The following is an 18,121-nucleotide window of genomic DNA, read 5'->3' as shown; positions in this document are numbered from 1 at the left end:
AGTAGCTACAGCTTCGCGGTCAGGGTGTCCATGGCCTCGACACAGTTCAGTCTGTAGTCCTCGTGGACACTCACACGGTGTCCCATCACGTCCAACTTCCCGGAGTTGAGGGCGTAGAGCGGGCACCCGCGGGCGAACGCCACCACGCCCGTGGTCTGGAAGTCCCGGATGTTGACCAGGCCGTTGTCGATGTCGTCGAAGGTGAAGATGTCCGGGTGGCTCGCCATGAGCTTCTGCACGTCGACGGTGATCGAGCGCAGCACGGCCGCGTAGGCGGAGGCGGGGCCCATGTACTGCGTCAGCCGGTTCTTCGCGATCATGTGCACCTTCGGCAGCGTGCGGCCGGCGTTCTGGAGCCGGGTGGCAAAGGCATAAGTCGCGTAGATGTCGGACGGCAGCTTCAGGCCGTAGATCAAGGAGAACGCGTTCTGGATCGCCCGGCGCGAGGAGTCGTCGGCCATGACCGGCAGTATCAGGCGGTCTACCGCAGACAACGCGATCTGTGTGTAGATCGAGAAGCTTGGGTTGCAGTCGATGAAGATGGTGTCGTAGTCGTCCCGGATCTCGTCGAGCAAGTCGGTGAGCCAGTCCACCACCGCAACCCAAGCGTTGGTGCCCGGAATCTGGTTGTTGGCTAGCGTGGAGATGGCGTTGGCCTGGAGTTCTAGCAGCGGATCGCCGCAGATGAGGTCGATGTTCTTCGGTACCAACGGGTTGAACTGGTATGGGTGGGTGATGTAGTCGCTCGGCGTGAGCGGCGGCGGGGAGTACGGGGATGGAAGCCGGCGCTGGAAGTATCCGCCGATGGTCGCCCGGGGCATCTCACCCTGCCGGGCCAGCAGCTTCGCGCTGCCATCGTTCGCCAGCCCGCCGAGGAAAAGCTCGGACAGATTGGCCTGAGGGCAGACGTCAATTGCCAGGATGCGCTCGTCAGGATGCTCGTGCGCGTAGAAGGCTATTGACTGGAAGCAAAGGCTGGTCTTGCCCGTTCCACCCTTGTTGTTCCAGAACGCGTAGACAGTCATTCCTTGCTCCGATCCGAGTCGATGTCATAGATCGTCCCGTCCGTTTGTGCCGTTGTCAAGTCCGTATCGGACGCAACCACGTCCGAACGGGACGCGAGTGATGGTGCCCTCTCGTCGAGCGCCGCCTCGATCCGTCGGCGAGCGGCCTCCTCTTGGCCGTAGACGCACCTGGCGTAGACACGCATGAGGACGTGCACACTGTGCCCGGCCCACTCGGCGACCTGGGTAGCCGGCACCCCGGCGTTGAGCCAGAGCGACACGGCCGCATGGCGTAGGTCGTACGGTCGCCGGGCCAGTGGTGAGCGCTGCTGAGCCGGGGTGAGCACCTTTGCCCGCGCGTCCCGCCATGCCTTCCCGTAGGTGTTGTTCGGGATGGGCTGGCCGGCGGTGGGAACGTACCGGCCACCGGGGCCGCGCCGGGTGACGAACAGCTTGCCGTTCGATCCCGGCGGGTACTCCTTGATGTGGCGATCGAGTTGCCGCACGAGCGGCGGTGGCACGGGTACGTCCCTGGTCGCTGCCTTTGCCCGGTGCTTGAGCTCACGGTCCTCGGCGGTGTCGTCTCCGTCGCCCCAGTCTCGCCCCACGGCCACCGTTGAGCCGGTCAGGTGCAACACGCCCCACCCCCCACGCTGGGCGGGCCGCTCGTACTCGTCTTCTCGTAGGTGGAGCACCTCTTCGGGCCGTAGCGCGGCGTAGTACATGCATCCGAAGAACGCTTCCAGCTCGGGCACGGTGCGTCCCACCTCGGCGAGCAGCGCCCGCGCCTGATCGGGGTTAATCACCGCCCGGCGGTCCACCTCATCGGCCGTCTTCGGAGCGGTCCAGCTCACCAGCGTCATGGGGTGCGCATCGAGTAGCCGCAGCTCTACCGCGTACTTGAGGGTGCCGGAGAAGACGGCCCGCTTCCGGGCGATCGTGCTGGGCGACGCGGGAGCGCCGTCCATCCGGAGGGCAAGCGTGTCGAGTGCCTTTCTGACCAGCGCGGCGTCAGCGAGCGCGGCCAGGTCGACGGTGTTGGCCTTCAACCAGCGCACGGCGGCGGCGAGGTTGGCGGGCGGCTCTCCGGCGTCACGGCGGGCCTTGTTGAATACCCACCCGTAGAGCGCGGCACGTAGTGCCTTGTCGCTGGGTAATCCCCGGTCGGTCGCGAGCAGGGCCGGGGTGACGGTGGCTAGTGTCTCGGCGATGCCCTTGCGGTGCTTCGCCGACGCGCGGGGCCACTTCATGTCGACGTAGGCCATGGCGTGCTCGTACCAGGATCGGGTGTTGAGCGCCCGCGCCATCGGTTCGGGCAGGCCGCTGGCATCATCGAATGCGACGCCTTCCCGCTGCGCAACAACCAGCTTGGACCGAAAGCTTTCGGCCAGTGCGCGGGTGGCGAACGTCTTGCGGAACGCCTGGCCGGTGACCTTCCAGCGGACCACGTACGAGTAGCCCTTGGCGAGTTGGTTCTTGAGGATGCCGTGTACGCGTACGTCGTAGCTGCTCAAGCGGCCTCCTCATGATCGTTGAGCCAGGTGTCCAGATCGCGGCGGCGGACGTAGAGGCTTCCGTTCGGGTACTTGATGGTTCGGGGTGCGCGACCGGTGGCCTTCCAGCGAAAGAAGGTCGACCGGGGTACGCGGAGTTCGTCCAGCACTTCGGCGAGGGTGAGCAGGTTGCCGGTGGAAGTGCGGCGGGTGGTCATCGGCGGGTGTCCTCCCTCGGGGTGGCGTCGATGTAGAGGCGCTGGAACATCGGGGATCGGCGGTCTGGGTAGGGCCGGGAGACGTGGCGGATGTGCAGCATTTGGGCGATGGCGTTGAGTGCTGCGGCTGTTTCAGCGGGTGTGCCGTGCAGCCTGATTCGCACGCTGAGTGCCTTTCGGTCGGTGGCGGTCACTTGTGGAGGTACAGGGAGGTATCGCCGCAGAACGGCGTAGAACGGCCCGCTGAGAGCGCCGTGGAGGCAAGATCTCGGGTGTCCCGGTGTAGGGCGTAGGGCGTGGCGCTCTCAGGCGCTCTCAGCGGGCCGTTTCCGGCCACCGGTGGACCGGTCGGATGGCCGGTGCCGCTCGGCGGTGGGGGCGGGAAGCGTTGACACGTTGACACTCTGCCGACATGCGGCCGTTTCCGCAGGTGGCGGCGGGTGTGCGGGTGTCAACGGTGCCCGTTGACAGGCGTTGACACCCGTTGACACCGGGCGGGCCGATGGTGGGTTGTCAACGCCCGTCAACGGCTGTCAACGCGACCCGTTGACACCCTCGCGTGCTTCCTGGCCTGCGGAAACGCCGCTGTCGGGGTCGGATGTCAGCGTGTCAACGCTTCCGGGCTCCTGCTCGGCGGTGGCACGTGGGTGCAGTTCGTAGCGTCCGTCCGGCCCGGTGCGGACCCATCCGAGCGCGGCTAGTTCGGCCAGCACCGCCGACACGTCATCGGACTTCGGAAGCCGGCGAGACACCCGGCGGTGTAGCTCCCGGCGGGTGAACGTGGTCATGCCCTTGCCGGTGAGCACGCCGAGCACGTACCGGGCGTTCTCCACCGCGCTATCCGTGCCGATCGCGGTGAGAGCGGCCCGGTAGTGCGCGGCGAAAAACTCGGCCAGCCGTACGGCGTCGCCCATACGGTCGGCGTCGATCGGCCGCAGCCACGCATCGGCCGGATGGTGCGCAACGTGCAACAGCCCTGCCAACCGCAGGGTCGCGCCGGAGAGTTTGTTGCCCCACTCGCGCATGTCGTACAGGCTGCCGCCGGGCCGTAGCTCGGCTTCGACCTGCTCGGCGGCGGCCCGCCGCACGCGGCCGGCGTCGTCGGTGAGGGTGACCACGTCCGGGTCGGGCCACTCGGCGAACGTCGCGGCCAGGTCGTGCACCCGGTGCCGGTAGCCGGCGGTCACCTGCTCCGGCACCGGCGGCGTGTCCACCGGCCGCCACCCTGCGAGGGATCGGGGTAGGGCGAACAGGAACCGGGCCGGCAGGCCACGCCCGGCCAGGTCGGCGTTCCCGCCGAACTTGCGCAGCACGGTCGGCTGCGCCATCACGCACACCGTGAGCGCCGGCTTGTCGACCGAGGCACCCTCGCGGGTCTGCCGTTCGTTGCTCATCGGCTGACCCGCGTGCCCTTTCAGGTAGGGGTCAAGGTTCGGCGCACCGGAGTACCGGCCGGCGAGGGTGTCGAAGATCCCGCCCTCATCCGAGATGATCGCCATCCGTCCACCGTTCGCGGCCATCAACCCGATCAACGCCTCCGGCGTGGCGTCGTCCACGATCAGTTTCGGCAAGGTCGGCACCGTGATCGCCTCGGCGGCGATGGCGGCGGCGACCGCCTCGGCCGCTGCTTCGTCGCGCTTGTGCGGGTCGCTGGCCTTCGCCGCAGCCGTCTTCGCCTGCTCGGCCTGCCTGTCAGCGATGTCCCGCAACGCGGCGGCCTCAGCGATCCGAGGCCGCGCCGCCTCAGCGAGCGTCGACTGCGCCGCGAACAGCGGTGCGGTCATGGCGCGGTGAACAGGGGACTTCCGTTCGCCGGGGCCGGCGATGACGGCGGCGAAGATGTTCACCGGCTCGCGCCACCCGGCCACCGGTTCGACCTCCAGCCGGCCACCCGCGCACGCGGACAGCACGGCCACGGCGAGGGTGCCGGCCATCGCCGGATCGGTGGCGGTAAACCGGGCCACCCCGGTCACCATCTCGCCCAACCATCGGGGAAACACCTCCACCGGGAACGGTGGCGGCGCGGTGGTGGGACCGGTCAAGGGCACTGGAACATCCCACAGCGGCCCGCCCGGCGACTGCTCGCCGGTGGCATGCGGGTGGTCGGTGACCAGGTGCAGACGGGCGGCGCTCATGCGGCCACCTGCCGAGGCCGGCGGGCACCGGCGGTGAGGCCGGATCGGACGGTGCGGTACGCCTCGGCGGTGCGCAACCCGGCCGTCACGCCCGCCTGTTCCAGCACGCTGTGAGCGTCATCCTCGGTCAGCGCGCCACCGGCCACGAGTTGCCCGAGCGCGACGGCCGCCACGTACAGGCTACGGTTCCGCTCGCCCGACGCGGCGGCGGTCACCCGGTCGACTTCCCGGGCGATGGCAGCCCGCACGTACGCACCGGCCCGCCCGGTGCCGAGGTCGACCACCACGGGCCGCTGCGGCGGCATCGGTGCGGGGGCGAGCAGGTCGGCGAGCCAGGTCGGCAGCGGTGCCGGGTCGGTGTCCAGGTCGACCGTGTACGGGCGTGCGGCGACGGTGCTACCGGCCGCGACGACGTACCCGCCGTGGGCGCGGGTGTCGACCATCGGGCCGAGCGCGGCGGTGGTGTTCCGCAGGGCCGGGCCGGTGGTCGGGTGTTGGTAGTAGAGGTGGGCGCCGCGCCGTCCGGTGGTGACGGTGTAGGTCGGGTCGATGGTGCCGCCGTGGCGAGCGGCCAGGGCGGTCAGCACGGTCAGGCCACAGCCGTGACCGTGGTAGCCGGGCGGCATGGTCTGACCGGGCTTACGGACGTCGAGATCGACCACCACGAGGCGGGACGGCCCGCACGCGATGCCGATGCCGTACGGCCGAGCGGACCATGCGCGGCGGATGCGGCCCGGGTCGGTGGTGGCCCGGTCCTCCCACCCGACGTGCCGGCCAGCAGCGCGGCAGCGCGGGTCACGGCCGGTGCACTGCTCGGCGGGGTGGTCGGGGAAGGCGGGCCGCTTGTCGTCGGGGCGGAGCGGGAAGACGTGCCATCCGCGTTCGGCGTGGCCGAGCGCGGTAGTGAGCAGGTCAGGCATTGGATATCTCCTGATCAAGCGGTCTTGCGGCGGGCGGCGTCGAGGTCGAGCAGCGCCGCACCGCCGGTGTCCGGTGCACGTCCGGACGGGCGGGCAGCGGCGGCGATGGACAGCCGCAGGTAGAGGCGGCACCGACCGGCATCAGCGCCGGTCAGCGGCCAGCGGGTACCGCGTTGAGCGATCCGGTGCCCCGCAGCGGTGAGAGCGGCCGTGGCGGCGTCCAGCTCGGCCGAGGTACCGGTGAGCCAGATCTCCAACCCGGACAGCCGGGCATCACGCGGGGAAGCGCCATCGCGGCGCGGCCCGCGCATCAGGCGGCCCGCCTCGGCCGAGGTCGCGCCGCGATCGCCGCGCGGGTCACGGCCTGCCGCACGTCATCGAGCAGGCCGACCAACTGACGGCGGGCGGCCACCTCGGTCGGGGCGAGCGCCACCCGTAGCCGGATTTCGGCGTGGTCGCGGCCGGCGGCGGACCGCACGCGGACCAGCACGGCCCGCGCCCGTCCGGCGTCGACCACGATTTCGTCGGAGCGGTGTTCGCCGAGGCCGCATCGGTGGCCACCGGCGCACCAGCCGGTGTGCCGGTCGCGGCCGGTCATTGCTGGCCTGCCCGGTACTCGGCGCGGATGTACTCGATCAGCCGGCGGCCGAGGCGAGGCCGGCGGCCGGTGCCGTGGCACCGGTGGCACTCATGCAGGGCACGGAGAATCAGGCCGCGTCGTTCGCCGCGCCCGTGGCAGGCGCGGCAGCGCGGCATCGGCACGGCGTAGCACAGGATGAGATGCCACGCTGCGTAACCAGCGATGGCGAGGCTGGCTAGTAGTGCGAGGGTGACCACGAAACGCCTCCCAAGGGCCGTTTTCAAGGCGAGCAGGGCCAGCGCCGCTAGGGGCTAGGGCGCTGGCCAGGTTTCGGATTGGTCGCTAGTGGTGCCGCTAGGTCTAGCGGGCGTGCGTGCTAGACCTAGCGGCGATCGGCGCGGCTAGCTGGCGGCCCGGCCGCCCTGCTCGCGGTCACGCTTGGTGATGGCGGTGAGGATGTGCGCGCGGTCGATGCCGCGCCGGTTGGCACCCTTGCCGGTGTCGGGGTCGGTGCCCCATACCTGGCCGGTGGTGACGCCGTACGGCTTGAGCGCGGCGGTCAACTGCTCCCGCGTCAACCCGCCGTAGACCTCGGGCCGCAGACCGGCGAGCCGGTCGCAGACGACCTCGGACCACAGCTTGGCTTCGCTGTCGGACATCACGGCCGCGATGTCGTCCAACAGGGTGTCGCGCCGCACGGCGGTGGTGTCCATGGTCTGTCCGGCGGCGTGGCCGGTGAGGGTGCCGGCCTGCTCCCGCAACGCCCTTGCGCGGCGGATGACCTGCTCGGCGGTCGGCCCGTCGATGTAGAACGTGCGAGTGATCGTCGGGTCATCACCTTCACCGGCGAGGTAGCCGATCCCCCGGTCACGGCGAGAGAACATGGTCGCCTTGATGCCGGCCTTGTGCATCGACGTACCGAGAACCATGTCGTTCTCGGTGTGCCCCATGACCTTGAGGCAGAACCGCAGCACCGCGTTCGCGCTGATACCGGTCGGCAGGCTCTTCGCGTCCGGGCGCTGGGTGGCCAGGATCAGCGTGATTCCGGCGGCCGGGCCACGCTTGATCAGGTCGGTGCAGATCTCCTCGAACTCATCGCCGTACTTCGGGTGCTCAAACCACACCTGGCACTCGTCCACCCCGATCACGATCGGCTGCAGGCCGAGGCGCTTCGTGCTGGCCAGGTCCGGGGTGACCTTGTTCTCCGGGCACAGGTCACGCGGCAACTCCCGGATCACCTTCGTGCGGCGGCGTAGCTCGGTGCGGATCTCCCGCATGGCGGCCAGGCCGTAGGCGATGTCCTCATCGTCGTCACCCGCCCGGTAGCGGTGGCAGACCGGCGCGAGCGGCGACAGGTCACCGGTGCCCTTCAAATCGAACGCGAGGATCCACGCGCGCGGGTCGAGCGCCGCGCCGAGCATGGCCAGACGCAGCGAGAACGTCTTACCCATACGCGGAATCGACCCCACGATCATGGAGGCGAACATCAGGGTGAGCGTCACGGACCGGCCGCGCGGGTCGGTGCCGAACGGGAACGGCTTGAACAGGTCCACCGCACCCGACTTGAGCAGCGGCCACGCCGCTTGCTTGCTGCGGGACAGGTCCTTATCCGCGACGAACAGCACCAGGCGGCCGGGGTGAACCTCGGCGTTGGCCTCGGGCCACACACACCCGAGCGGGCGGGTCAGCGCGGCGGCCAGCTCCTCCCGCTTCTCGACCACCGCCGAGGCCGTCACGCCACGCGGCAGCTCCACGTCGGCGCGCCACCCGGTGCCGTTCTCCCGCTGGATCGGCGCGGGGAACCACCGCTTGCCGGTGTCGCCGCGCCGTAGGGCCTGGTTGATGCCGGAGATGTTCAACGCCGCCAACGCGCGCACCACCTCATCCGAGGTCAGCGGCGTCACCGGCGCACGGACCACGGCGGTGTCGAGCAGCGGCCGGTCCGCCGGTGCGCCGAGCACCCCGAACACCACCACCACAGCGGCGAGGGTGGCGGCGACGGCGGCGGCCGGGGCGGTGGCGAGCAGGCCGAGGCCGACCAGCAGCACCACAGCGGTGGGCACAGCGGTCAGGCCACGCCACCGCACCCGCCGGTCCCGCTGCCTCGCAAGGGTCTGGTACAGGCGGGCCTCTTCCGGCCGGTCGATGGCCGCTCGGACCACCGATTGCCGGACCGGTTCGCCTTCCAGGTCGAACAACCACCGCACGTAGCCGCGCGTCACCCGGTAGAGGCCGACCGGGGCACGCCACGCGAGCTTGCCGGCGTACTTCGGCACCCGCAGCAGGTGGTAGCCGGCAGCGTGGACGGTCAGCCCGGCGGCCCACGCCAGGTTGCCGGTGAACTCCGTACGGGAGCGCAGCCACCCGGGCAGGATCGGCCGACGCTGCGCGTCGCGGAACCCGGCGAGGGTGAACCGCGGGCGACGCTGCGCGTCGATGCTGTCGACCAGCACCGGCCCACCCTCGCCGGTGGCGTCGTCGCCGGGGTCGCCACCGGCGGCGCGGCGGGAGCGGGCCGCGTCGAGGTCGACCACCTCGGCATCCGGCCCGGTGGCGTCGGTCAGGTCGCGTTCGGCGGCCTGCCAGTCGAAACGGTCATCATCAGGGGCAGTCATGATGGGGGTTCCTCCAACGGTCTACGGATCAGCAGAGGGACCGGCGGCACGGCGCAGGTTGGGAAGCCAGGGGCCGTGCCGCCGGGCGGGGCTAGTCGTGCGAGCGAACGAGGTGCGCCAGTGCGGCGCCCATGCCGAGCACCGCCACCGGCAGCACCGACACAGCGGTGGTGATCCACCACGGCGCACCGTTCGGCGGTGCCACGAGCAGGTGATAGGCGACCTGGCCGAGCGCACCGACCAGCAGTGATGCGATGGCTGACCACTTCGCGAACTCACGCGCCCGGTGCGGTACCCGGCCGGACAGCCACACGTACAGCGCGTACGCGCCGTACGTTTCGACGCCGATCGGCAGGGTGATCGCGGTGTTGATGGCGAACCCGTCCGCGATACCGGGTAGCGGGTGCACCACGCCGAACCCGGTGAGTCCACCGAGGCCGACCCACCCGGACCAGATCGCCACGAATGCGGGCAGCGCCAGCAGGATCACCGGCCACGCGGCCACCGGCCGGACCGGCGCTGCCGGGGTGGGCGTGTCCGGGTGACCGACCGGCATGGCCTCGGCGGGCGGCGCGGACGGTGGGATCTTCACCGGCTCGGCGGGCGGCGGCGTGTGCTCGGGCACGACCGGCGTCGGTGCCGGGTCCGGGCCGATCGGTTCGGCGTAGTCCAGCCGGGGCGCTGTCGGGTTGTCGGTGTCGGTCTGGGGTGCCAGCAGGGCACCCCGGACGGCCATCGCGGTCCGCAGGGTGTCGGTGCGGGTCCGGTCGGCGTGCTCGGCCCGCAGCCGGGCGAGCAGGTCGTCGGCCTTCGGTGCGCCGATGCGGAACTCGCGCATCAGCCGGTTGCGTGACGGGAACTCCTGCCCGTCCGGCAGTCCGAGCGCGCGGGCGGCCGGCAGTAGTGCTTCTACCGGTTGCGGGTACTTGGTGCCGTTGATCGTGGGGGCGGTCATGCTGCTTCCTCCATCGGGTAGGCGCAGTCGACGCACTCGCCGAGCGAGCGCGGGATGCAGTAGGGCCGGACAACTCGGCAGGTCGGGCAGGTACGGCGCGCGGTCAACGCCGCGCGTATCGCGCGCAGTTGCGCGGGGGTGGCGGTGCGCTTCGGCCGGGCCAAATCGAGGCGGTACAGGTAGGCGGTGCGGGTACCGCCGACGCCGCGCCAGAGGATCTGCGCGGCGATCGGCTGACCACCGGGGCACAGGCCGGCGGCGCGCAGTTGGCGGCGGGTGGCGTAGCCGGCGGGTGCGCCGCGCCACCAGAACGTCGGGATGCCGTACCGCGACCCGTCCGGGTCGTAGTAGGCGGCGCGGATGCGGGACATCAGGCCGCGCGCTGCGGGTCGGTGCTGCGGGCGGCCACCTCGGCGGCGGCGCTAACCACGGGCAGTGCGTCGTGGTCGTAGGGAAGCTCCGGCAGCCCAAGCCGACCGGACCAGGCGTGGATACGGTCCGATCCGGGGTGGCCAACCCACGCCAACGGATCGCCACACGTCGCACAGCGACCGGGGTCACCGGCATCGAAACGAACGGCCGGCTTACGCATTCACACCACCGCCCTACGGGCGGTGGGCGGCGCGGCCACCTCGGCGGCGGCGCGGGTCACGCGGGCCTCAGCCCGGCGCAGCCTGCGCCAGTCCAGCGGCGAGGGTCCGCCGTGGTCCTCGGCGTAGAGCATGGTGATCTGCGCGTCGAGCACGTCTAGTTCAGCGGCGATCAGCGGCCACTCGGTGTCGATCGCGGCCAGGTCGGCGGCGGTCGGCCCGGTGGCGGGGAGGTTGGTGATCACTTCGATCGGTTCCTTCCAGAACGGCGAGAGCGCGCCACCGGTCGGCAGGGGCGGCAGTGACGCTCATCGGGTGCCAGCGGGGCGAGCCCGCCGCAGCGGTGGCAGGTACGCCACACGGCGCTGTTCTTGGTGGTCACTCGAACGGCAGCGAAGACGCTCACGGTCATGACGGCTCACCTCCACAAGCGGGGATCAAGACGGGAAAACCCGAGGTGAGGCCGCGCACCAGAACGGCGCGACGCCCCACCCCGGGGCAGATGCAGATGCAGAGAGGCAGAAGACGTTCCGCGCGCCAAGATCCGGTCCGCTCGGCCCGCTCGCTCGGGATCTACCGAGGTCGGCCACCGTGTGACTCAAGGCGGGAATACCGCAAGCCAGATCAAACGCGGCGCTTCTGCTCTGAAGTTCTCAATGAACGACCACACGGCGGCCCGTTCGCGAACGCCGCAGCCAAAGCCGCAACGCCGACGCAGCAACCAACCGGCTTGTCGTTCCTGGCTAGCCAGGTGCGACGAGATGAACGTAAGCCGGCTTGGCTAGTCAGGTCAAGAGGGCGCGGCGAACTTTCCCAACTTGGCTAGTCAGCGCTACTGTGATCCGGTGAGCGAGAACCTTGACTTCCTCGGCCAGCTAGATCCCGACGACCCGAAACAGGCGTCACAGCAGATCGCGAACAAGCTGCGGGCGGCCATCCTCACGCGCCGACTCGCCCCCGGTGACAAGCTGCCGTCGCAGCCTGAGCTAGCCACCCGCTACGGCGTGGCACGGGAGACGGTCAAGCGAGCCCTAGACCTGCTGCGGACAGAGCGGCTGATCGTGTCCCGGCAGGGCAGCGGAGCGTTCGTCCGGGCGCAGACACAGCGAGCCGTCGAGCTACGCCCGCACATCGAAGCAGCGTTCGACCGTCCTCACGTCAGCATCGACTTCGCCGGTTTCTCTGGCGAGACGCTGCGCGACGCGCTCGCCGAGGCACTCGATAAGGTGCGCGTCGGTCGACTCGCGCCGGAGACGATCGCCGTGCGTGTCCTGATCTCCGACATGACCGCGCCGATGGCGCTGCCGGCACGGGCCGAGACACAGGCCGATGACCCTGCGATACGGGAACGCGCGGAGCGAATCACTCGCCGAGCGGCAGACGGCATCATCGATCAGGTCAGCGAGCTAGGCGACCTCGGCCTGATCCGGTCGACCACCGTTGAGGTACGGCTACACCGGGCGTCCCCGCTGTTCAAGCTCTACATCCTCAACAGCGAAGAAGTCTTCTACGGCTTTTATCCCGTCGTAGAGCGCACCGTGTCGATCAAGGGTGAGCCGCTGGCCATCTACGACCTGATGGGCAAGGACGTTCCCCTGTTCCACTACGCCGTAACCGACGACGACACCTCACACGGCACGCAGTTCGTAGAGGCGTCTCGCCAATGGTTCGACTCAGTGTGGTCGACCATCGCCTACCGGTACGACGCATGAACGCCGACCTCGGCCGGCTGCTCGGCGAGGTTGGCGCGGTGCTGCTCGACTTCGACGGACCGGTGTGCAGCATCTTCGCCGGGTACCCCGCGCCGCAGGTCGCGGCCGAACTGGTAGACGTGCTGCGGCGGTGCGGAGTCGACGTGCCACCGGACCTTGCCAGCGAGCCGGACCCGCTTGAAGTGCTTCGCCGCACGGGCGCGGCCGGCGACCACGGCGTTACGCGGGCGGTAGAGGACGTACTCTGTGCGGCCGAGTGTCGAGCCGTCCAGACGGCCGAGCCGACGCCATATGGCCGGGAAGTCATCGTGGCTGCTCGGCAGGCCGGGATGCCGGTGGCGGCGGTCAGCAACAACTCGGCCGGCGCGGTGACGGCCTACCTCGCGGCGCACCGGCTCGCCGAGCACGTTTCGCCGGTGGTCGGCCGGGCGTACGCCGAGCCGGGCCGCATGAAGCCCAACCCGGAACCGATCCTGCAAGCCGTGCGCTCTCTCGGCGAGCCGCCGGCCCGGTGCGTGCTGATCGGTGACTCGCTTTCGGACATCGAGGGAGCGCGGGCCGCCGGGGTTGCGGTGATCGGCTATGCGAATCGGCCGGCGAAGGTGGACGCCTTCCGACTCGCCGGGGCGGATGCGGTGGTCACCAGCATGGGGGAGATAGCCGCCGTGCTGATCAAGCTCACTGGTGACCCTTAGTCGCTGGCGTGGCCTCGGAGCTGCACTTACGCTGATGTCTTCGATGCACATGGCGATTTTGTGCCCACTAAGCTTGAGGAAGCATGCCGATCATCTATTCATGGGTCTTGCGTGAGTGGAACAAATTCCTCAGCATGACCGAGCGCGTTAAGACGGGCGAGGCTCCGCCGACCTGCACAGGCGAGGTGCGGAATGTCTATAGGTTCGTAGCGCCGGATCGGGAGGTAGAGAAGCAGCTTTCCCTCGTGCGGGTCAGTATGGAACGGGTCTTCGATGACTGGCGGTGGCCGTACCACGACAGGTCACTCGTGGCCCAGGTCAAGGAGATGCGCAAGGAGGTCTACGCCTCAATCCCGCTGGTAGAGCGGAGTGAGGAGATCGAGGCGAACCTCAGCCTCGACGAGTCCGGGCCGCAGATGGCCGCAGATGACCTGCATCCATGGGTTTGGAACGCTGCCCGACCGCACTGGGAGAGCGGGAACCATCGGGCGGCCATCCATGCTGCTGCCATGAACGTCAATTCGCGGATGCGGAAAAAGCTCGACCGCTATGACGTATCCGAGACCAAGGCGGTCCGAGAGGCGTTCAGCGTTGAAGACCCTCAGCCTGGCCGCCCTCGGCTTCGGCTGTCGCCAAAGACTGACCCTGAGCACTTCAAGAGCGTGCATGGGGGCGCTGCGAACTTCGGCGCTGGTCTTTTCAGCGCTGTGCGAAACCCCGTGGCACACCTGCCGGACGAGGAGCACGACGTTCCCGAACGGGAGGCTCTTGAGTGCCTGGCGGCGTTCAGTCTTCTTGCCCGGTGGATCGATCGGGCGGAGGTCGAGCAGAAGCCCGAGTAGGTCTGCCTCATGCATGAGAAGAGGTGGCGCAGGGACGGATCAGTCACATACGTGTCGCCAGACCGCATGTTGGCGGCGTTGGTGCTGGTCAGAGCCTTGGTCGTGGCGCACTGTAAATCCGTCGCGAAAGCTACAGAGGTTCGAATCCTCTACCCGCCACCAGGTGAAACAACGGCCCCTGATCTGCGAAAACGCAAGTCAGGGGCCATTGCGGTTCGCGGCTGTCCCGGAGGCGGCCGGCTGCGCCCCCGGCCACGCCGAGGACACCCGATTTCCCGCGCCAACCGTTACCGCAGCGACTTGAATAGCGGTGTGCAGGTCAGCAAAGACGGGCGGAGCTGGCGGGTCGGCACCGCCGCCGACGTGGAGTGGATCGCCGGTCACACCACTGCCGGCATCTCGATCACCACCGCCATCCCGCCGATCTACGACGCCTACGCCACCACCCACCAAGCCGACGACGTCACCGTCACCGCCTGTGAACACGCCCTCGTCGAGGACCTCATCACGCAGACCCCCGACCAGCCCTGGTGGCTGGCCTACCTCGACACCGGCGCCCACGACATCGTCTTTCCCCACGCCCCCAGAGTGTCGCTCTACTGGAACTGGTCTTACGTGCTGGTCGAGGCCGGACCCGAGCAGGCCCTCACCTGGCGGACCGGTCACATGCGCCACGGCCACGGATCGCTACCCGACCTGTTCTTCCCCGTCGATCGATCATGGCTGGTCTCCGCACTCTGGGACGACACCTGGACCTGCATCGGCGGCCCGGAACCACTGATCGACACCATCCACCGCAACCCCCTGGCCAACGCCCACCGGGTCCGACCCGACGAAGACGCGCTGCCACCGGGACTCACCCGCGAGTGACACCCAACGCCTGACCCAGTCGCGCTACCCCAGATGAAAGCGCTCAGGGTTCCTGCGTGAGCGGACTGGGTGACGTTATGCTCGCGTCTTCGCTGCGAACGACGTCGATGCGTGACGGCCTGGCGACTTCACAGGTGTCGAGACTCGGACTGTGGCCGAGGGGGCGGCTGGCGTGACCGGGTGTGAGAACCGCACCTGACCAGGGGAGATGGTGATCGGGGGCTGCTCTCGTTGATCTCGCGCGGTCCGACTGGAGAGATTCAGGCATCCATGGGGGTGACTGAAAGGGGTCTGCGGCCTACGCTGACGGTGGCGAATCTTCCCGTGACCGGGTTGGCTCGTCGTGATGCCATGACTGAGGGTGACGGGTGGGGCGCGCTGGGGGCCAGTCATTCCGCAGTGTCGGTCCGCGCGTTTCCACGACCGTGTCCACTAGATCCATAAAGCCGCCTTGGCGGGGGAATAGGCAGTTGGTGCTTTCTTTGACTGTGGCTGCCTCCCCGCCTCCGTCGGATGGCTCTGACCTGCGTAAACTCAAGCAGTCGGGCGGTGCGGAGCGACGAGCGCGCCGACATCGGGTTCGTGAACTTTCCAGCGAAGGACCGGCTGTGGCACCATCGGGGGACCTCCAATGCGTTCCCGTCACCCCGTCAGGAGCACAGATGTCTGCTCAACGTTTGGGCCGGTTGCTCGGCTCCCTATTGCTGGTCTCCGGCTTGGTGGTCGCGGCAGGCGTCGTCGCTGATCTTGAGTTCAGGTCGAACGGCCTCGAATGGCAGATGCCGGTAACTGGCAGCGTGGTGCGCTGACGCGCATCCGATCCCGCACAGGCAGCCTCGACACCTCCGGAAACCCGACGTCGCGAGGGGAGCCATGACGTCCCGTGTCGGCTCCCCTTCCCGGCGTACTGAGAACGCCTGGCTGATCACCGGCCCACTCGCCCTGTGCGCGGTGATCTTCTCGCTCCTGCTCGGGTTGACCGTGCACCCGGCACTGGGCGACTGGCCACTCACCCTGCTGCTGACCGTGGCGATGATCGTCGCCGCGATGCCGACGATCAACGTCGTGGTCCGCCGGCAGGCGCTCGGCATCACCTTCACCGAGATCCCGCTGGTCGTCGCGCTGTACGTCCTGCCGCCGCTGTCGGTGGTGGTGGCCTACACCTTCGCCACGCTCGTGGTGCAGCTGCGCCGCAAGCTCCTGCCCGCCAAGCTCTGGTTCAACGTCGCCCTGGCGGCCTGCGCCACGTCGCTGGCCACCGTCGTCTACACACTGCTGCCGAAGCCCGAGGGGGTCGGCCCGGGCGCGTGGGCGGTGATGCTCGCCGCCGTCGGTACGCACACCCTGGTCGCCCTGATGGCGATGGTCGCTGTGTTCACGATCGCGCAGAGCTGGCAGGCCGGGCGGGAACTCCTGCGCGCCACCCCACCGATGCTGCTCGGCGTCGCGCTCAACCTCTTCATCGGTCTGCTCATCATCATCGCCCTGGAGAGCACCCTCTGGGCCGTGCTCCTCTTCGCCGGTCTGGCGATCGCGTTCGCGCTGGTCTACGACACGTACACGCAGTTCATCCGGCAGCACCGGACCTTGGCCGAGATGTACGAATTGACCAAGGCGATCACCGAGAGCGGATCCGACAGCACCCTCATCGACGTGCTCCTGGTGCGTATCCGCAGCTTGATGCAGGCGGAGTACGCCACGCTCTGGCTACCGGCCCAGGGGCGTCACCCGGAGGTCCTGCTGAGCGCGCAGGAGGGCAAGCCGGGGCTGCTCGACGCCGCGCTCACCCCGGGGGCCCTGCGGGACGTCGCCGTGACGCGCCAGGAGACGGTGACCGTGGGCCGGGGGTTGGGCGGTGACCCTGAGGCCCGCGAGGCGTTGGGGCCGAACACGGCCAAGGACGTGATCGTGGTGCCGCTGCGCTCCGGCAAGGCGGTCATCGGCACCCTGGAGGTCGCGAACCGGCTCGGCGACACCAACTTCTTCCGTGGCCCGGACGTCCCCGTCTTCGAGACGGTAGCCGCGCACGCCGCGGTCGCGCTGGAGAACTCCCGTCTGGTCGACCGGCTGCGGCACGACGCGTACCACGACGCGCTCACGAAGCTGCCCAACCGTCGCCGCATCCTCGGCGCGCTGGCCGAGGCGGTCCGGATCCGGGCGCCCGGCGAGGTGGTCGCGCTGCTCCTCTTCGACGTCGACCGGCTGCGCCAGGTCAACGAGGCGCTCGGCCACGCCGCCGGGGACAAGGTCCTGATCGAGGTCGCCGACCGGTTGCGAGGTTGCGTGCCGTCGGCCGCGCTGGTGGGGCGGGCCGGTGGTGACGAGTTCCTGGTGACCCTGCGGCTGGAGAGTGCCGAGGCGGCGGTCGAACTCGCCGGCCAGTTGCGGGAGCAGATCCGCGACGAGATGGTCTTCGACTCGCTCACGCTGGACGTCGACACCGCGGTCGGGGTGGTCGTACACCCGGATCACGGCGACGCCCCGGCGACCCTGCTGCAACGGGTGGACGTGGCCGCGACGGCGGCCAAGGCGGTCCCCGGCAGCGTCCAGCTGTACACGCCGGCGTTGGAGTCGCGGTCGCTGCACCGGCTCGGCCTCGCCGGAGATCTGCGCAGCGCGCTCGACAACGGTGAGCTGGAGGTCTACTACCAGCCCAAGGTGACGCTGCGGGACCGTCGCCTCATCGGGGTCGAGTGCCTGGCCCGCTGGGAGCACCCGACACACGGGGCGGTCACCCCGGCGGACTTCGTCGCCGTGGCCGAGCACACCGGCCAGCTCGGCCGGCTCACCGAGTTCGTGCTCCGGGAGGGGCTGCGGCACAGTCGGGACTGGGCGCACGGTGGCCAGTCCCTCGCCGTCGCGGTCAACGTGTCCGCGCGTACCCTCACCGACCAGCGCTTCCCGGAGCGGGTCCAGGAGCTACTGGAGGAGTACGGCGTCCCGGCGCAGCTGCTGACCCTGGAGGTTCCGGAAGCCGGGGTGCTGGACGGCACCGAGCGTCCGATCCCGACGCTGCGCCGCCTGCGGGATCTCGGCGTACGGCTCGCGGTGGACGACTTCGGTACCGGTAGCTCATCGCTGGCGCACCTGCGCCGGTTGCCGGTGCACGAGGTGAAGGTGGACCACTCCTTCGTCCAGGGCATGGCCACCGACCCGGGGGATCTGGCGATCGTCAACGCTGTGGTGACCCTCTCCCAGCAGTTCGGTCTGACCGTGGTGGCCGAGGGGGTGGAGAGCGAGCTGACCCTGGAGTTGCTCCAGGACATCGGGTGTGAGGTCGGGCAGGGCTTCCTGTTCAGCCGCCCGCTGCCGTTCGAGCGTCTGGAGGCGTGGTTCGGCGCCCAGGTCGACCCCGAGTCGATCTCCAATAGTGAGCTTCCGAGACTGCGTGTGGTGCCCTGAGCTGGGCGTACGCCGTCCAGGGGGATCCGATTTCACCAGCCGGGTAGGGGCGTGTACTCTTACCTCTGCGCGGGCACCGAGTGATCGCGC

General features: G+C 69.4%; 17 protein-coding genes. 6 read left to right on the top strand and 11 right to left on the bottom strand.

Annotated elements, in window-relative coordinates; all coding sequences use genetic code 11:
• Window positions 1-5 precede the first annotated feature (5 nt).
• From ACLQ2S_RS01430 to ACLQ2S_RS01380, 11 genes are all read right to left on the bottom strand, one after another.
• Complete coding sequence (locus ACLQ2S_RS01430; RefSeq protein ID WP_425700952.1) at window positions 6-1,025, bottom strand: ParA family protein; 1,020 nt, start codon at window positions 1,023-1,025, stop codon at window positions 6-8.
• On the bottom strand, window positions 1,022-2,518 hold the full coding sequence (locus ACLQ2S_RS01425) for a tyrosine-type recombinase/integrase (RefSeq protein ID WP_425700951.1): 1,497 nt from the start codon (window positions 2,516-2,518) through the stop codon (window positions 1,022-1,024). The genes ACLQ2S_RS01430 and ACLQ2S_RS01425 overlap by 4 nt, the downstream gene beginning before the upstream one ends.
• Window positions 2,515-2,715 carry a helix-turn-helix transcriptional regulator gene (locus ACLQ2S_RS01420; protein ID WP_425700950.1) on the bottom strand — a complete coding sequence of 67 codons (201 nt, stop codon included), beginning with the start codon at window positions 2,713-2,715 and terminating at the stop codon, window positions 2,515-2,517. The genes ACLQ2S_RS01425 and ACLQ2S_RS01420 overlap by 4 nt, the downstream gene beginning before the upstream one ends.
• 533 nt (window positions 2,716-3,248) lie before the next feature.
• Window positions 3,249-4,850, bottom strand: a complete 1,602-nt coding sequence (locus ACLQ2S_RS01415) for a YfjI family protein (RefSeq protein ID WP_425700949.1) — start codon at window positions 4,848-4,850, stop codon at window positions 3,249-3,251.
• On the bottom strand, window positions 4,847-5,770 hold the full coding sequence (locus ACLQ2S_RS01410; protein WP_425700948.1) for a bifunctional DNA primase/polymerase: 924 nt from the start codon (window positions 5,768-5,770) through the stop codon (window positions 4,847-4,849). The genes ACLQ2S_RS01415 and ACLQ2S_RS01410 overlap by 4 nt, the downstream gene beginning before the upstream one ends.
• Before the next feature lie 14 nt (window positions 5,771-5,784).
• Entirely contained in the window at window positions 5,785-6,081 is a 297-nt protein-coding gene (locus ACLQ2S_RS01405; protein ID WP_425700947.1) for a hypothetical protein, read from the bottom strand.
• The gene (locus ACLQ2S_RS01400; RefSeq protein ID WP_425700946.1) at window positions 6,081-6,368 is read right to left on the bottom strand and encodes a hypothetical protein; all 288 of its coding nucleotides are present in this window, start codon (window positions 6,366-6,368) and stop codon (window positions 6,081-6,083) included. The genes ACLQ2S_RS01405 and ACLQ2S_RS01400 overlap by 1 nt, the downstream gene beginning before the upstream one ends.
• Window positions 6,369-6,751: 383 nt before the next feature.
• Window positions 6,752-8,965: a cell division protein FtsK gene (locus ACLQ2S_RS01395; protein ID WP_425700945.1), complete on the bottom strand. Its 2,214-nt coding sequence runs from the start codon at window positions 8,963-8,965 to the stop codon at window positions 6,752-6,754.
• A gap of 91 nt (window positions 8,966-9,056) precedes the next feature.
• Window positions 9,057-9,920, bottom strand: a complete 864-nt coding sequence (locus tag ACLQ2S_RS01390; protein WP_425700944.1) for an ABC transporter permease — start codon at window positions 9,918-9,920, stop codon at window positions 9,057-9,059.
• Entirely contained in the window at window positions 9,917-10,291 is a 375-nt protein-coding gene (locus ACLQ2S_RS01385; RefSeq protein WP_425700943.1) for an RRQRL motif-containing zinc-binding protein, read from the bottom strand. The genes ACLQ2S_RS01390 and ACLQ2S_RS01385 overlap by 4 nt, the downstream gene beginning before the upstream one ends.
• Window positions 10,292-10,512: 221 nt before the next feature.
• Window positions 10,513-10,755, bottom strand: coding sequence for a DUF6284 family protein (locus ACLQ2S_RS01380; RefSeq protein ID WP_425700942.1), 243 nt, complete (start codon window positions 10,753-10,755; stop codon window positions 10,513-10,515).
• 600 nt (window positions 10,756-11,355) lie between these two features.
• Between ACLQ2S_RS01380 and ACLQ2S_RS01375 the strand changes: the two genes are divergently transcribed.
• The 6 genes from ACLQ2S_RS01375 to ACLQ2S_RS01350 all read left to right on the top strand — a co-directional run bounded on the left by ACLQ2S_RS01375 (window position 11,356) and on the right by ACLQ2S_RS01350 (window position 18,031).
• Entirely contained in the window at window positions 11,356-12,222 is an 867-nt protein-coding gene (locus tag ACLQ2S_RS01375; RefSeq protein ID WP_425700941.1) for a GntR family transcriptional regulator, read from the top strand.
• Window positions 12,219-12,917 carry an HAD family hydrolase gene (locus ACLQ2S_RS01370; protein WP_425700940.1) on the top strand — a complete coding sequence of 233 codons (699 nt, stop codon included), beginning with the start codon at window positions 12,219-12,221 and terminating at the stop codon, window positions 12,915-12,917. The genes ACLQ2S_RS01375 and ACLQ2S_RS01370 overlap by 4 nt, the downstream gene beginning before the upstream one ends.
• A 134-nt stretch (window positions 12,918-13,051) precedes the next feature.
• The gene (locus tag ACLQ2S_RS01365) at window positions 13,052-13,759 is read left to right on the top strand and encodes a TIGR02391 family protein (RefSeq protein WP_425700939.1); all 708 of its coding nucleotides are present in this window, start codon (window positions 13,052-13,054) and stop codon (window positions 13,757-13,759) included.
• A gap of 312 nt (window positions 13,760-14,071) precedes the next feature.
• Complete coding sequence (locus ACLQ2S_RS01360) at window positions 14,072-14,629, top strand: hypothetical protein (protein WP_425700938.1); 558 nt, start codon at window positions 14,072-14,074, stop codon at window positions 14,627-14,629.
• 662 nt (window positions 14,630-15,291) lie between these two features.
• Window positions 15,292-15,438: a hypothetical protein gene (locus tag ACLQ2S_RS01355; protein ID WP_155214535.1), complete on the top strand. Its 147-nt coding sequence runs from the start codon at window positions 15,292-15,294 to the stop codon at window positions 15,436-15,438.
• A gap of 64 nt (window positions 15,439-15,502) precedes the next feature.
• On the top strand, window positions 15,503-18,031 hold the full coding sequence (locus ACLQ2S_RS01350; RefSeq protein WP_155214536.1) for a putative bifunctional diguanylate cyclase/phosphodiesterase: 2,529 nt from the start codon (window positions 15,503-15,505) through the stop codon (window positions 18,029-18,031).
• Window positions 18,032-18,121 lie beyond the last annotated feature (90 nt).

The organism is Micromonospora sp. DT48, assembly GCF_049844495.1.
Classification (GTDB): Bacteria; Actinomycetota; Actinomycetes; order Mycobacteriales; family Micromonosporaceae; genus Micromonospora.
The sequence above is the reverse complement of the archived record's forward strand: the minus strand, read 5'-3'. Positions and strand labels throughout refer to the sequence as shown.

Bases quoted from the DNA above. Each gene is read 5' to 3' on its own strand.
- ACLQ2S_RS01430 (WP_425700952.1), bottom strand. From the start codon at position 1,025: ATGACTGTCTACGCGTTCTGGAACAACAAGGGTGGAACGGGCAAGACC.
- ACLQ2S_RS01420 (WP_425700950.1), bottom strand. From the start codon at position 2,715: ATGACCACCCGCCGCACTTCCACCGGCAACCTGCTCACCCTCGCCGAA.
- ACLQ2S_RS01415 (WP_425700949.1), bottom strand. From the start codon at position 4,850: ATGAGCGCCGCCCGTCTGCACCTGGTCACCGACCACCCGCATGCCACC.
- ACLQ2S_RS01410 (WP_425700948.1), bottom strand. From the start codon at position 5,770: ATGCCTGACCTGCTCACTACCGCGCTCGGCCACGCCGAACGCGGATGG.
- ACLQ2S_RS01405 (WP_425700947.1), bottom strand. From the start codon at position 6,081: ATGCGCGGGCCGCGCCGCGATGGCGCTTCCCCGCGTGATGCCCGGCTG.
- ACLQ2S_RS01400 (WP_425700946.1), bottom strand. From the start codon at position 6,368: ATGACCGGCCGCGACCGGCACACCGGCTGGTGCGCCGGTGGCCACCGA.
- ACLQ2S_RS01395 (WP_425700945.1), bottom strand. From the start codon at position 8,965: ATGACTGCCCCTGATGATGACCGTTTCGACTGGCAGGCCGCCGAACGC.
- ACLQ2S_RS01390 (WP_425700944.1), bottom strand. From the start codon at position 9,920: ATGACCGCCCCCACGATCAACGGCACCAAGTACCCGCAACCGGTAGAA.
- ACLQ2S_RS01385 (WP_425700943.1), bottom strand. From the start codon at position 10,291: ATGTCCCGCATCCGCGCCGCCTACTACGACCCGGACGGGTCGCGGTAC.
- ACLQ2S_RS01370 (WP_425700940.1), top strand. From the start codon at position 12,219: ATGAACGCCGACCTCGGCCGGCTGCTCGGCGAGGTTGGCGCGGTGCTG.
- ACLQ2S_RS01365 (WP_425700939.1), top strand. From the start codon at position 13,052: ATGACCGAGCGCGTTAAGACGGGCGAGGCTCCGCCGACCTGCACAGGC.
- ACLQ2S_RS01355 (WP_155214535.1), top strand. From the start codon at position 15,292: ATGTCTGCTCAACGTTTGGGCCGGTTGCTCGGCTCCCTATTGCTGGTC.
- ACLQ2S_RS01350 (WP_155214536.1), top strand. From the start codon at position 15,503: ATGACGTCCCGTGTCGGCTCCCCTTCCCGGCGTACTGAGAACGCCTGG.